This is a genomic window from Pseudomonas sp. CP4, from assembly GCF_047758505.1.
Lineage (GTDB): Bacteria > Pseudomonadota > Gammaproteobacteria > Pseudomonadales > Pseudomonadaceae > Aquipseudomonas > Aquipseudomonas fluorescens_AO.
In genome coordinates, this window is sequence record NZ_CP180489.1 from 5,951,208 (window position 1) to 5,964,269 (window position 13,062).

Genomic DNA, 13,062 nt, shown 5'->3' on the forward strand with positions numbered 1-13,062 from the left:
AAGGCAGTGTTTCAGACACAGATCATTCGCCTGCCTCGACGCTTTCGTGAGCAAGCCCACTCCCACAGGTTTCGCGGCGGACTCCAAATGCCAGCTACCCCGCAAGCCTCATGTGGGAGCGGGCTTGCTCGCGAAGGCAGTGTGTCAGACACAGATGATCTGCCTGCCCCGACGCCTTCGTGAGCAAGCCCACTCCCACAGGTTTCGCGGCGGACTCCAAATGCCAGCTACCCCGCAAGCCTCATGTGGGAGCGAGCTTGCCCGCGAAGGCAGTGTGTCAGACACAGATGATCTGCCTGCCCCGACGCTTTCGTGAGCAAGCCCACTCCCACAGGTTTCGCGGCGGGACCCAAATGCAAGGCACCCCGCAAACCGCATGTGGGAGCGAGCTTGCTCGCGAAGGCAATGTGTCAGACACAGATGATCCGCCTGCCTCGACGCTTTCGTGAGCAAGCTCACTCCCACAGGTATCGCGGCGGAACCCAAATTCAAGGCAGCCCCGCAAACCTCATGTGGGAGCGGGCTCGCTCGCGAAGGCGTCGGGGCAGGCTCAGATCAGTTGCTTGGCGCATGATGAGCTTCTGATATCGGCGATCAGGAAGCTTCGGTCACCTCGCACATGCGTTCGAGAAACATCGCCAGCGCCACTTCCTCGGCGCGCAGACCTTTGCGCACGCGCGGGCGGGGCAGTTCGGCGAGGGCGCCGAGCATGAAGTGTTCGAGCACGGCGGGGTGAATGTAGCACTTGCGGCACACCGCCGGCGTGTTGCCCAGCTGTTTGGCGACGCTCTTCACGGCTTCCACCACATGACGCTTGGCTTCGGTTTCCGACTCATGTTGCAACTCGCGCAACACCGACAACGCCAACGCGCTGCCCGCCCAGGTGCGGTAGTCCTTGGCGGTAAACGCCGCGCCGGTGAGCTTTTGCAGGTAAGCGTTGACGTCGGAAGAGGTAACGGTGTGCCGCTCGCCGTGTTCATCCAAATACTGAAACAGGTTCTGCCCGGGAATTTCAAGGCAGCGCTTGATGATACGTGCCAGACGCCGATCCTTGACCGTGATCTGGTGCTCGATGCCGCTCTTGCCACGGAACTGGAACAGGATCGCGCTGCCATTGACCTCGACATGCCGGCTGCGCAACGTCGTCAAGCCATAGGAGCGATTGTCTCGCGCGTATTGGGTATTGCCGACGCGGATCAGCGTGGCGTCGAGCAAGGTGATCACCGTCGCCATGACCTTGTCACGACTGAAGCCCGGCTTATCGAGCAGCGCCTCGAGCTGGCGCCGCAGTTTGGGCAGGGCCAGGCCGAAGTCGCGCAGGCGCGAGTATTTGTCGGCGTCGCGCACTTCACGCCAGCGCTCGTGATAACGGTATTGCTTGCGCCCGCGTGCATCGCGGCCGGTGGCCTGCAAATGACCGCACGGGTCGGCGCAGATCCACACGTCGGTGTAGGCCGGTGGTACCGCAAGGGCGTTGATGCGTTTGATTTCGTCCGGGTCGGTGATGCGCTGGCCCGACGGTTCGAAATAGACGAATTTGCCGCGCAGTTTCTTGCGGGTGATACCAGGCTGAGTGTCATCGACGTAATGCAGGTCGGCGGGCAGAGCATCTGTCAGCACGGTATCGGGCATGGCGGCTTCCTTCGGTCATACGGCAGTCTGTAACTGCATTGACCGCAGCCGCTGGCCGTCGTGCCGAATGATTTACGCCAGCACCGCCACCGCCTTGATTTGCGCCCACAGCCGCTGGCCTGGATGCACGGCCAATTGGTCACGCGAGTAGCGGGTGATCCGCGCCAGCAGCGGCGTGCCCCCCGCGTCCAGGCGGATCAGCACGTGAGCACTGTTGTCAGCCGCCTGTTCGCTGATGACCGTAACGGGCAGACGATTGAGAATGCTGCTGGCTGCATCATTGTTCAGCGCCAGGCTGATGTCGCGCGCGTGCACTTTGCAGCGCAGGGCCTGGCCCACGGCCATCGGCGCATGGGTGACGCGAATGTTCATTTCGGTAGCCGGCAGTTGCAGGCTGATCAATTGATAGGTGGCGTCGTAGGCGCTGACTTGGCCTTCGATGATCACCCCGGCGTCATCGCCCAGCGCCAAAGGCAGATCCAGGCGCGCAAGGGTCTCGCCGATCGGGCCGCTGGCGAGGGCTTTGCCATCACGCAGCAACACCAGATGATCGGCCAGACGCGCGACTTCATCCTGGGCGTGGCTGACGTACAGCAGCGGAATATCCAGTTCGTCATGCAGGCGTTGCAGGTACGGGAGGATTTCGCTTTTGCGCCGGCTGTCGAGCGCCGCCAGTGGTTCGTCCATCAGCAGCAGTTTCGGGCTGGTCAGCAGGGCACGGGCAATGCCGACACGCTGCCGTTCGCCGCCGGACAGATGCTGTGGATGACGTTCGAGCAAATGGCCGATGCCGAGCAGTTCGGTCGCTTGGTTCATATCGACCCGGCGTTGCGACTTGGCGATGCGTTTGAGACCAAACTCCAGATTGGCCAGCACCGACAGATGCGGGAACAGGCTGGCTTCCTGAAACACGTAGCCAAGCGCACGTTTATGCGGCAGGACGAAGATGCCCTTGGCGCTGTCCTGCCAGACCTCATCATTGATCTGCACAAAACCATGCTCTGCGCGCTCCAGCCCGGCGATGCAGCGCAGGCAGGTGGTCTTGCCGGAGCCTGAATCGCCAAACAGCGCGGTGACGCCCCGGCCCGGCACTTGTAGATCGACATCCAGTTCGAACCCCGGATAAGTGCGCTTCAGGCGTACATCAATCATCGATTAGCTCCAGCCTGCGCGGGTTTTGCGGCTGGAATACAGCGCCAGCAACACCAGAAACGAAAACACCAGCATCGCCGCGGACAGCCAGTGCGCCTGGGCATATTCCAGCGCTTCGACATGGTCGTAGATCTGCACCGAGACCACGCGGGTCTTGTCGGGAATGTTGCCGCCGATCATCAGCACCACGCCGAATTCACCCACGGTGTGGGCGAAGCCGAGGATCGCTGCGGTGATGAAGCCGGGGCGCGCCAGTGGCAGGATGACGCTGAAAAACGTATCCCAGGGATTGGCGCGCAAGGTCGCCGCGACTTCGAGCGGGCGCGTGCCGATCGCCGAGAAAGCGTTTTGCAGCGGTTGCACCACGAACGGCATGGAGTAGATCACCGAACCGATGACCAGCCCGGTGAAACTGAACGTCAGCGTGCCCAGCCCCAACCATTGAGTGAACTGACCGAGAAAACCGTGCGGCCCCAGTGCCAACAGCAGATAAAAACCGATCACCGTCGGCGGCAGCACCAGCGGCAGGGCGACGATGGCGCCAATCGGGCCGCGTAACCAAGACGAGGTGCGCGACAGCCATAACGCGATCGGCGTACCGATCATCAGCAGGATCGCGGTGGTCAGCGACGCCAGTTTCAGGGTTAGCCAGATCGCGGCGAAGTCGCCACTGGTCAGCGACATTTACAGTTGATACCCGTAGGATTTGATCACTGCCGCGGCTTTCGGGCCTTTGAGGTAATCGACCAAAGCCTTGGCAGCGGCGCTATCCTTGCCTTTGTTCAAGATCACCGCGTCTTGCTTGATCGGATCATGCAGGGCGGCCGGGACAATCCACGCCGAACCGCTGCTGACTTTGCCGTCCTTGTAGATTTGCGACAGCGCCACAAAGCCCAATTCGGCGTTGCCGGTGGAGACGAACTGGTAGGCCTGGGTGATGTTCTGGCCTTCGACGATTTTCGCTTTGGTAGCGTCGGTCAGTTTGAGCTTTTCCAGCACCTGAGTGGCGGCGAGCCCGTACGGCGCGGCTTTCGGGTTGGCGATGGACAGGTGCTGGTATTGGTTGGTTTTCAGTACTTCGCCTTGCGCATCGACATAGCCGTCTTTCGCTGACCACAATGCCAGGGTGCCGATGGCGTAGGTGAAGCGCGACCCCTGGACGGTCTCACCTTCCTTTTCGAGTTTCTCTGGCGTGGTGTCATCAGCCGCGAGGAACACTTCGAAGGGCGCGCCATTCTTGATCTGGGTGTAGAACTGGCCGGTTGCGCCGTAAGCGGCGACCAGTTTGTGGCCTGTGTCTTTTTCGAAGTCGGCCGCGATGGCCTGGATTGGCGCGGTGAAATTGGCGGCGACCGCCACTTGTACTTCGTCAGCCTGCGCGGCGCCGATATTGAATAGTGCGAGGAGTGAGGCGAGGCAGACAGGGGCCAAGCGTGTGGCAGCAAGTGTCATGTAAAGGCTCCGTGATCGGCGGTAAGTGCTTGGATTGGGATAACGCCGATACACGGGCGCAATCGCTGTATACGGAAATATATAGCGATACGCCGCCAAGTGGCGAGGGAATAAATCCTCTCGCCCCATGAATTTAACGAAGGTGCAGTTTCGCCAGTGCGCCCTCGGCCAGTTGCCGGGTCAGTTCAGCGCTGCCGATGTCCTTGCCCAGCGTAAACGCCTGACCGGCCCAAAGATTGGCAAAGTCCGCGTCATCCTTGGCCCTTAGAGGCATCAGCGCACCGCCGGCCAACGGAAAAGCCGGCGCCTGCGCTGACATCGGGCCGAGCTCACGCATCGCCCGATTGACAATGCCCCGCGCCGGACGTCCGGTAAAAATGTTGGTGATCGCGGTCTGGCTTTCCTTGGCGGTGCGCAGGGCCTTGTGGTGTGAGGCGCTGACTTTGGCTTCCGGCGTGAACAGATATGCCGTGCCGACTTGCACCGCCGAGGCGCCGAGCATCAACGCCGCTGCAACACCCCGGGCATCGCTGATTGCCCCGGCTGCAATCACCGGCACCTGCACCGCGTCGACCACCTGCGGCACCAGGGCGAAGGTGCCGACCTGCGTGCTCAGATCATCGCTGAGAAACATCCCGCGATGGCCACCGGCCTCATAACCCATGGCAATGATCGCATCGCAGCCGTGCTGCTCCAGCCAGATCGCTTCTTCGACCGTGGTGGCAGACGAAAGGATTTTCGCCCCGGTTGCCTTGACCCGATCGAGCAAAGATTTTTCCGGCAGCCCGAAATGAAAGCTCACCACTTCGGGCCGGAATTCTTCGAGCACGGCGCACGCGGCTTCGTCGAACGGTGCACGGTTGGACACCGGCGTCGGTGCCTCGAAATCGGCGCCCAGTTCGCGGTAGTAAGGTTCGAGCAGGTTTTTCCATTCACGGGCGCGCTGTTCATCAGGCGCCGGTGGCTGGTGGCAGAAGAAATTGACGTTGAATGGCTTGGTGGTGTGCTGGCGTATGGTTTTCAGTTCTTCGCGCAACTGCTCAATGCTCAGCATCGCCGCCGGCATCGAACCGAGGCCGCCAGCGTTGCACACCGCGATCACCATCGAAGAATTGGTCGCGCCGGCCATCGGGCCCTGGATGATCGGCAGTTCGATTCCGAGAAGATCAAGGATGCGCGTGTCTGGCCACTGGCTCATATAGCGATTCTCCGAACGATGAAACGGGCAGGGACGGCATTCGGTTTTTAGCAGCAAAACCGGCTGCGGAGCCAGTCTGAAATTCTGAACATTACGTGCAGTTTTTCAGCGTCGGTGCAATCCTCCGCCACCGCCAAACGAACGGTTCATCATTTGTGAAGAATGGTTGAAGTTGTGCGTGCGCTGATTGCCGAGATTACGTGCGGCGGATTCGCGGTTGAGATTCTGCAATTGCGCATTGTTGTTCGCGGGTCTGGTCCGGTTGGCACCGCTGCCGGCCACGGACTGCCAGCCGTTGTCGGTTTTCTTGTAGACGTTGCCGTCGCGCCCGGCGTAAACGTTATCGCCGACCCGCGCAGCGCCGCCGTCGCGGCCATGGATACCGCCGTATTGCGTGGTGTTGCCAGTATTGGGGTTGTAAACGGCGCCGCGATTGGCACTGACGTGAGTGCCGTTGCGAACGTTGCCAGCGCTAACCCGTTCTCCGGCGATGGCGCCGCCGTTCGGGCCGACTGCCACGCCGCTGCGCCCGGCAGCGTAGTTGCCGGTGTAGGCGTTGTGCACCGCGCCACGTTGCCCGGCGGCGGCAATGCCGGTACGCGAGTTGTACGAGGCGCCAACCTGACCGGCCCAGCGATTGCCGGTCCAGGCGTTGTAGCCGGCGCCATAACGGCTGACCGTCGCGCGATCACCCCACTGATGATAAAGATTGCCGGTGGTTCCGGCCCAGCCACCCGGACCCCAGGCCACCGCGCCGCCGCGATAACCGTAGGCTACGCCACCCCAGGCCAGCGGCGCCGGGTACAGACGCGGACCCCACGCGTAGCCCCAGCCGTAATTTCCCCACCACGGATAGGCGCCCCAACCCCAGCCCATGGCGACGGTGCTGCCGCCCCAGCTCCAGCCGAATCCAAAGCCGAAGGTCCAGCCAGTCCAAGGCGTGTAACGAATCGCGACGCCGAAACCATAAGTCACCGGCGGCCCGTACCAGACACTGCCGACCCACGGCGTATACGGATAACCGGTGCCGTACACCACAACGCCAGTCGCCGGGTCCAGCGTCGAGCCTTGATAGCCCGGCGTGTAGCCGACCACCACGGTATCGCCGCTGGATTCGTAAACCTTCACGTACGTGAGGTAGTGCATCGGCGAGCTGGGCGGAATCGAATAAATCACCGCTGGCACTGAGGTGGCCACGCTCCACGGCCCGTTCAGCGAGGTGGCGCTGAACCAGATGCCGTTCTCCACCGCCCACCAACTGTCGTTGTCGACTCGAATAATCGGAGTGGCGCTGTTGACCACGTATTGCAGCGGCGTATTGCTGATCGCTTCGAGCTGCGGCTCACCGTCAAATTGCGGCGCCGTCATCTTCACCGCGCTTTTCTTGATCGCCGAGGTCTGCGGGATGGTCGCCGCAATGGCCGCCTCCTGTGCCTGTGGCGTGCCGGCTACCGAGGCCTTGACGTTCTCTTTGGCGCTGTCGTCAGGAATATTGGCAAAGTCGGCCGGCAGCTTGTCTGCCGGGACAAAGGTCCATGGCCCGCTCATGTCGCTGGCGCGGAACCAGCGCCCGGAGATCAGTACGTAACTGCTCTGGTCGCCGATTTCCTTGAAGATGTGCCCGGTGGTGTTGCTCACGTACAACAGGCTGGTGCCCTGAATCGGTTGCCATTGCGCGGCGCCGTCGGTCACCAACAGTTCCGTTGGCGTGGTGGCGATGAAGATTTTCGGCTGCGGCGGCTTGGCCAGGCTGGGAATCTTGTCCTTCGGATCGCTTTGCCCGGTGAGCAGGTCCACCTGGCGACTCTTGATCGCGGCCTGTTTGGCTTTTTCCAGACTGGCCAGCGGTGCAGCGAGACGCGTGTAATCGCCGGCCAATTGATCGGCAACCATCCAGCCGTCGAATACGTGCAGGTAATGTTTGCCTTGGGCATCCTTGAGCAGCAGTGGGCGCGTGTTGATCACCCGTTGCAGCTCCGTTCCTTCAACCGGCCGATAGGCCGCCTCGCCGTCGATGTATACGAGGATTGCCGGACGGTCGGAACTGACGATGGTCGGCGGCGTGTTTTCCAAGGGCGCGCTGTCGGCTTTCTGTTCAGCGTTGAGCACCCCAACCGCTGCTTCCAGCTGATCCAGTGAAATGGTTTTCCTGCGGCTCTCGGCATCTTTTTTCAGGATGGCGAGCCACGTTTCGGCCTGTTTCGCATCGGCGGGGAAATCGGCCTTGATGATTTTGTACTGATCGAGCGCGACCCAGCGAGTGGCCTTGTCGACGAGGGTATGAGCGCTGAACTGGACGATGCCGTAGGTGGACTTGCCATCGGCAGCCGTGGCTTCGACCGCCGCGCGGGCATTGAGCGTGTAGCCGTCCCAACTGTCGAGCTGCGGCTGATACACCGTCAGCTTGCTGTTGCCGCTGCTGATCACCTGCGGCCATGTCGGCTCGCTTGGCGCCGTGTGCGGCTTTGCCGCCGGTGCGGCTGCCCAGGCATTGCCAAGTGTCAGCAGACATAACATCAGCAACGAGGGTAAAACGCTCAGGAAAGGCATCGTCAGCTCCATCGACACACCGGTTTGCAAGGCGCAACCGGGAAAACACAACCGTCGAAAAAGCATAGCCGCCCGCCGTGGATTTACCCGGCTGATTGAGCCGTTAGCGCAAAGTCGAGTGTGGCAATGTGTTGCGATGTGCTATTTCAAGGCATGTTTTTTCCAATCATCTTCGAGGGGCCGTCATGTTCAACGCCATTCTGATCGACAAAGACGACAGCGGTTATCGCGCCAATCTGCAGCAAATCGATGAGCAGCAACTGCCCGAAGGCAACGTCAGCGTGAACGTCGCGTACAGCACCCTGAATTTCAAAGACGGCCTGGCGATCACCGGCAGCAGCCCGGTGGTGCGCAAGTTTCCCATGGTGCCGGGGATCGATTTGGCGGGGACTGTCGAGTCCAGCTTGCATGCGGATTTCAAGGCGGGCGATCGGGTGTTGCTCAACGGTTGGGGCGTCGGCGAAAGCCATTGGGGCGGCCTGGCGCAAAAGGCCCGGCTCAATGGCGACTGGCTGATTGCACTGCCCGCAGCTTTCACCCCGGCGCAAGCCATGGCCATCGGCACGGCCGGCTACACGGCGATGCTGTGCATTCTGGCGCTGGAGCGTCATGGCCTGACACCTGATCAGGGCGAAGTGCTGGTCACCGGCGCCAACGGCGGGGTTGGCAGCTTTGCCATCGCCTTGCTCAGCAAGTTGGGATATCGGGTGGTGGCGTCTACGGGCCGTGTGTCCGAGCATGAATACCTGCAGCAATTGGGCGCCGCAGAAATCATTGACCGCGCCACCTTGTCCGAACCGGGCAAGCCATTGGCGAAGGAACGTTGGGCGGCGGTGGTCGATTCGGTCGGCAGCCATACACTGGCCAACGCTTGCGCCAGCACGCGTTCGGAAGGCGTGGTTGCGGCATGCGGGTTGGCGCAAGGCATGGATTTCCCGGCCTCGGTAGCGCCGTTCATTCTGCGCGGCGTGACGCTGGCTGGAATCAACAGCGTGACCCAGCCCAAAGCACGCCGTATCGAGGCCTGGGACCGACTGGCCAGGGATCTGGATTTCTCTTTATTGCAACTGATCAGTCAAGAAATCAGTTTGAGCGAAGCCCTTGAGGCTGCGCCCAAACTGCTCGCCGGGCAACTGCGGGGCAGGGTGGTGGTCGACGTCAATCGTTGAGTTCGCGCTCAAGCAACTGGCGCTTGCGCTCGACGCCCCAGCGGTAGCCGGAAAGGTTGCCATCGCTGCGCACCACGCGGTGGCAGGGAATCGCCACCGCCAGGCGGTTGGCCCCGCAAGCCTGGGCCACCGCACGCATCGAAGTCGGCGCGCCAATGCGTTGCGCGATCTCGGCGTAACTGGCGGTGCGGCCTGCGGGAATCTCACGCAGCGCCTGCCAGACGCGCTCCTGAAACGCGGTGCCGCGTATATCCAGTGGCAAGTTCAGGCCCGTCGCAGGCGCTTCGACAAAGCCGACGACGCTGGCGATCAACTGTTCAAATTCGCTGTCGGCGCCAATCAGGTTGGCCTTGCGAAACTGATCCTGCAGATCGCAGACCAGTTGATGCGGATCGTCTCCCAGCAGAATCGCGCAAATTCCCCGTTCGCTTTGCGCCACCAGAATCGCCCCGAGCGAGCATTGCCCGACGGCAAAGCGGATGTCGTTGTTTTGCCCGGCGGCGCGGTAGTCGGTGGGCTTCATGCCCAGCAGTTGATCGGCTGATGCGTAGAAGCGGCTGTTGGAGTTGAAACCGGCGTCATACAGCGCATCGGTCACCGAACCGCCGTCCGCCAGGCGCGCACGCAGCTTGCGCGAACGTTGCGCGGTGGCGTAAGCCTTGGGCGTCAGGCCTGTTGCGGCTTTGAATAGCCGGTGGAAATGGAAAGGGCTCAGGCCAGCGCCCGCCGCGAGGCTGTTGAGCGCCGGCAGCGTCTCGGACGCCTCGATCTGCCGACAGGCTGCGGCAATGAGCACTGCATGCTTCGCATCACTCTGATCTTTACTGGCGCGTTTGCTTGGCCGATATCCCGCCGCTTCAGCCAATTCGGCGGTATCGAAAAACTCGACATTCTGCGGTTTCGGCAAACGCGCAAGACTGCTCGGTGTGCAGTAAATGCCGGTGGTTTTCACCGCGTAGACAAATTGCCCGTCCGCACGCGGATCGCGCGCCATCACAGCGGCCCAGCGTGGATCGTCTTCAATGCTGTATGTGTTCGAAAGCGTGTCCATGAGAGGGAATCCGTTGACCTGTTTAATTCAGGTTAACCAGCATCGTAACTCGCGACACTCCGCGCCTTGCGGTCAAACTTTTACTGATCGCCAGCAACGCGGAAGGTGATGTTGACGCGCCGCTCGCCCAACAGCGGGTGATGGCCGGGTTTGATTGGCAGCACGCCGTGATAGCGCAGACGATCCACGCCGCCCCAGACCACCATGTCGCCATGCAGCAGCGGGATGCGCTGGCTTTTATCGCTGCGCTCGAAGCCACCAAACAGAAACATCGCCGGCAGACCCAGCGACAACGAAACGATGGGCGCGGCATAACCCTTTTCGTCCTTGTCCTGATGCAGCGACATCTTGGCGCCGGGAACGTATTGGTTGATCAGGCAGGAATCGGCGTGAAAATCCTTGAAACCGGCGCGCTCAGCCGCTTCGTACGCCAGACCGGCATATAACGCCGGCATCGACGGCCACGCCAAACCGCTGAGTGGATCGACGCTGGAATAGCGGTAACCGCTGCGATCGGTGATCCAGCCCAACTGCCCGCAGCTACTGGTGCCGACCGACATGCTGAAACCGCCGGGCGTGACCATGTGGCGTAGCGGGGCGGCGGCAAGAATGGCCTCGAGCTCCGTCAGCAGCTGCTCGACCTGCGGCAAAGCGAATCCGCGCAGCACCCACGATTGTTCGCCGATCTGCTCGGCGCGGGGTTGCTGTACAGGTTCGTTGTCGGCGAACAGGTCAAACGTGGTCGGTTGCATGGTTCGGTTACAGCGCTTTGCTGACCTTGATGTCACTGAGTTCTTCGTCAGCGTGCATTTTCTTCAGCGCCGCTTTCGCTTCCTCGTCAGTGCCGGTTTCCAGCTCGGCGAATTCGAAACGCTGTTCACCGTCCAGTTTGTACTTGATCACGTATTTGGTTTTTTGCGCCACGGTCGTGTTTCCCTTTCAGAATAGGCTGCGCGTCTCAGCTCAGTTTAGTGCTGGAGCGACGGATGATCTTGATTGAATGGGTCAGCGTCGGCTTGCGCGTCACGCTGATCGCGCGGCGGTTGACGGTGTCGATGGTGATGTTCCAGAAGCCGGTGCTCGGGGCCGTGATGCGTGCCGGGAAGGTATCGAACGCGCCGCCGTGATAGGTGTGACGGCCGCCATTTTTGAAGCTGCGGAAGTTGGCGTCGTTCATCAAACGGATGTTGCACATCTGCGAGCATTGAATGACGACGATGTCGTCTTCGTTGAGGTGCTCGCGCTGGTGAATGAATTTCATGGGCGCCTCCAGAAGGGCTTTTTCTACTAAATCAAAACGATAGCTTGTCGATGAGCGCAGTTTATCAGCCCGCACGGGTTATTATCTGGCCGTCGGGCGTTGCTTTGACAAATTTTGAACAGAACTTCGCCACGGCGGGCGGGTTAAATGCACAGGACCCCGGAGAAAAGCAGCATTTGTGCTGTCGGACGGTCTTTAACGGAGGATTCATATGAAGTGGGGTGTGGTGTGTGTGCCGTTGATTCTGGCGATGGCCGGTTGCGCAAATGTTTCCGAAATCAATGAGACGCTGCCAACCATGAGCGTGATCTCCGGCAAAAAGCCCCAGGAGTATGCGCAGTGCCTGACCGACAAGCTCGCTGACAGTCGCGGCGCGTTGCAGATGCAGCCGCAGAAGGACGGAGTACGAGTCATCGTCCCGGGCAAACTGTCTTCAGGCCCGGCAGCCGTGTTTGATATCGAAGATCGCGCTGGCGGTAGCAGCATCAAGCTGCATGAGCGCATGTCCAACGTGCCGGTTCGCCCTCACGATGTGCAGAAAGCCGCGAACGCCTGCATTTCCGGCTGATAGACTAGCGAACATCAGCACCTGATGCCGTCACAGTCCTGCTGTGACGGCATCGTCATTTTTGGAGTTGCGATGAAGCGAGAGCACGTGCGCGAACGCCACGCAGAGGGCCTTATCTCTGCCACCCACGTCATCCAGAACCCGGCGAATCCCGGTGAGTGGATCGTGTTTTTCAAGAAGAGCGCAGGGCGCAGTTACTTCCTGGTGGATGACAATGATGAAGTCGAGTCCTTCAGTCGGCTCGACGATCTGATCGAGGTCGTCCGTGGCCTCGGGATCAAATTCGCCGAAATCCACATGTAAGGCTTACTTGCAGACAACCACGACGTTGCGGGTCTTGTAATTGCCAACGTCAACGCCCAGGGTTTTATCATCTTCCTTGGGCGCCGGTGTGCCATCAGTGCCGACGATGCGATAACCGGTGCCTGCGCAAGAGGCGTCGGCCTTTTCGTAGCACATGGCCCAGGAGTTGGCTTCGCCCGAGCAGTCGATGCTCAGACCTTGTTCGCCATTATTCAGATAGGTCGGCTGCGAGGTGGCACAGCCGCTGAGTACCAGTACCGCGAAGAGCGGCTGCAGTTTGTTCAGGTTCATGGTTGCGTGATCTTCAAGTGGGGGACTGGATGCTCTGACAGCGCCGCGATGAAAAGGTTATAGCGATTGGCCACTTGTTTGCCAACAAGGCACAAAAAAGCCCTGCGTGCTGGCAGGGCTTGGCGCAAGTGCTGACAGGATCAGTCCTGACCCTTGCCACGGCGCTTGGAAGAAGCAGGTGTATCGGTGAACACCGAGGCGACATCCGTCGCCATCTGCTCGCTGTCGAAAGGCCCGGCGATGTGTTCGCCGTTGGTGGTGGTCAGCGTCCACTTGCCGTCTTTCTTGTCGATCACATACCCGTTGATGATTTTTACCGCAGCCATCTGGTCTTTCTCGTTCGCTGGTTCAAAGCCGCCATGATAGCGGCAAATGCTCGCATTGGGGGCCGATAAGCGTATGGTGATCCAGTTTGCCCGGATCTTGAGCTACGCT

At 60.7% G+C, this 13,062-nt stretch carries 15 protein-coding genes; 3 read left to right on the forward strand and 12 right to left on the reverse strand.

Annotated elements, in window-relative coordinates; genetic code table 11:
• Positions 1 to 594 precede the first annotated feature (594 nt).
• The 6 genes from ACMYUN_RS26880 to ACMYUN_RS26905 all read right to left on the reverse strand — a co-directional run bounded on the left by ACMYUN_RS26880 (position 595) and on the right by ACMYUN_RS26905 (position 7,984).
• Positions 595 to 1,632, reverse strand: a complete 1,038-nt coding sequence (locus tag ACMYUN_RS26880) for a DNA topoisomerase IB (protein ID WP_415762303.1) — start codon at positions 1,630 to 1,632, stop codon at positions 595 to 597.
• A 72-nt stretch (positions 1,633 to 1,704) separates the two neighbouring features.
• Positions 1,705 to 2,784 (reverse strand): molybdenum ABC transporter ATP-binding protein, encoded by a 1,080-nt coding sequence (modC, locus tag ACMYUN_RS26885; protein WP_415762305.1) that lies wholly within the window; start codon positions 2,782 to 2,784, stop codon positions 1,705 to 1,707.
• A gap of 3 nt (positions 2,785 to 2,787) precedes the next feature.
• A complete protein-coding gene (gene modB, locus ACMYUN_RS26890) occupies positions 2,788 to 3,468 on the reverse strand; it encodes a molybdate ABC transporter permease subunit (protein WP_415762307.1) in 681 nt (226 codons plus the stop codon).
• A complete protein-coding gene (modA, locus tag ACMYUN_RS26895) occupies positions 3,469 to 4,236 on the reverse strand; it encodes a molybdate ABC transporter substrate-binding protein (RefSeq protein WP_415762308.1) in 768 nt (255 codons plus the stop codon).
• 133 nt (positions 4,237 to 4,369) lie between these two features.
• On the reverse strand, positions 4,370 to 5,434 hold the full coding sequence (locus ACMYUN_RS26900) for an NAD(P)H-dependent flavin oxidoreductase (protein ID WP_415762309.1): 1,065 nt from the start codon (positions 5,432 to 5,434) through the stop codon (positions 4,370 to 4,372).
• Between the two features lie 105 nt (positions 5,435 to 5,539).
• Positions 5,540 to 7,984: an autotransporter gene (locus ACMYUN_RS26905; RefSeq protein WP_415762311.1), complete on the reverse strand. Its 2,445-nt coding sequence runs from the start codon at positions 7,982 to 7,984 to the stop codon at positions 5,540 to 5,542.
• Between the two features lie 185 nt (positions 7,985 to 8,169).
• On the opposite strand from ACMYUN_RS26905, the gene ACMYUN_RS26910 reads away from it, so the two are divergent.
• Complete coding sequence (locus tag ACMYUN_RS26910) at positions 8,170 to 9,153, forward strand: MDR family oxidoreductase (RefSeq protein WP_129999441.1); 984 nt, start codon at positions 8,170 to 8,172, stop codon at positions 9,151 to 9,153.
• Here the strand turns inward: ACMYUN_RS26910 and ada are convergent.
• The 4 genes from ada to ACMYUN_RS26930 form a co-directional block, all read right to left on the reverse strand.
• Complete coding sequence (gene ada, locus ACMYUN_RS26915) at positions 9,143 to 10,204, reverse strand: bifunctional DNA-binding transcriptional regulator/O6-methylguanine-DNA methyltransferase Ada (RefSeq protein WP_415762312.1); 1,062 nt, start codon at positions 10,202 to 10,204, stop codon at positions 9,143 to 9,145. The genes ACMYUN_RS26910 and ada overlap by 11 nt on opposite strands.
• Before the next feature lie 80 nt (positions 10,205 to 10,284).
• Positions 10,285 to 10,956, reverse strand: coding sequence for a DNA oxidative demethylase AlkB (gene alkB / locus ACMYUN_RS26920; protein WP_415762313.1), 672 nt, complete (start codon positions 10,954 to 10,956; stop codon positions 10,285 to 10,287).
• A 7-nt stretch (positions 10,957 to 10,963) separates the two neighbouring features.
• Positions 10,964 to 11,128, reverse strand: coding sequence for a hypothetical protein (locus ACMYUN_RS26925; protein WP_165368422.1), 165 nt, complete (start codon positions 11,126 to 11,128; stop codon positions 10,964 to 10,966).
• Between the two features lie 34 nt (positions 11,129 to 11,162).
• Positions 11,163 to 11,465, reverse strand: coding sequence for a DUF1883 domain-containing protein (locus ACMYUN_RS26930; RefSeq protein WP_007912251.1), 303 nt, complete (start codon positions 11,463 to 11,465; stop codon positions 11,163 to 11,165).
• A gap of 211 nt (positions 11,466 to 11,676) precedes the next feature.
• Between ACMYUN_RS26930 and ACMYUN_RS26935 the strand changes: the two genes are divergently transcribed.
• Together ACMYUN_RS26935 and ACMYUN_RS26940 are read left to right on the forward strand one after the other, a co-directional pair.
• On the forward strand, positions 11,677 to 12,033 hold the full coding sequence (locus ACMYUN_RS26935) for a hypothetical protein (protein ID WP_039762738.1): 357 nt from the start codon (positions 11,677 to 11,679) through the stop codon (positions 12,031 to 12,033).
• Positions 12,034 to 12,105: 72 nt separating this feature from the next.
• The gene (locus tag ACMYUN_RS26940; RefSeq protein ID WP_039762740.1) at positions 12,106 to 12,336 is read left to right on the forward strand and encodes a hypothetical protein; all 231 of its coding nucleotides are present in this window, start codon (positions 12,106 to 12,108) and stop codon (positions 12,334 to 12,336) included.
• A 3-nt stretch (positions 12,337 to 12,339) separates the two neighbouring features.
• Here the strand turns inward: ACMYUN_RS26940 and ACMYUN_RS26945 are convergent, their stop codons facing one another.
• Together ACMYUN_RS26945 and ACMYUN_RS26950 are read right to left on the reverse strand one after the other, a co-directional pair.
• The gene (locus ACMYUN_RS26945) at positions 12,340 to 12,627 is read right to left on the reverse strand and encodes a hypothetical protein (RefSeq protein ID WP_016774923.1); all 288 of its coding nucleotides are present in this window, start codon (positions 12,625 to 12,627) and stop codon (positions 12,340 to 12,342) included.
• Positions 12,628 to 12,767: 140 nt separating this feature from the next.
• Positions 12,768 to 12,953, reverse strand: coding sequence for a hypothetical protein (locus tag ACMYUN_RS26950; RefSeq protein WP_415762314.1), 186 nt, complete (start codon positions 12,951 to 12,953; stop codon positions 12,768 to 12,770).
• Positions 12,954 to 13,062 lie beyond the last annotated feature (109 nt).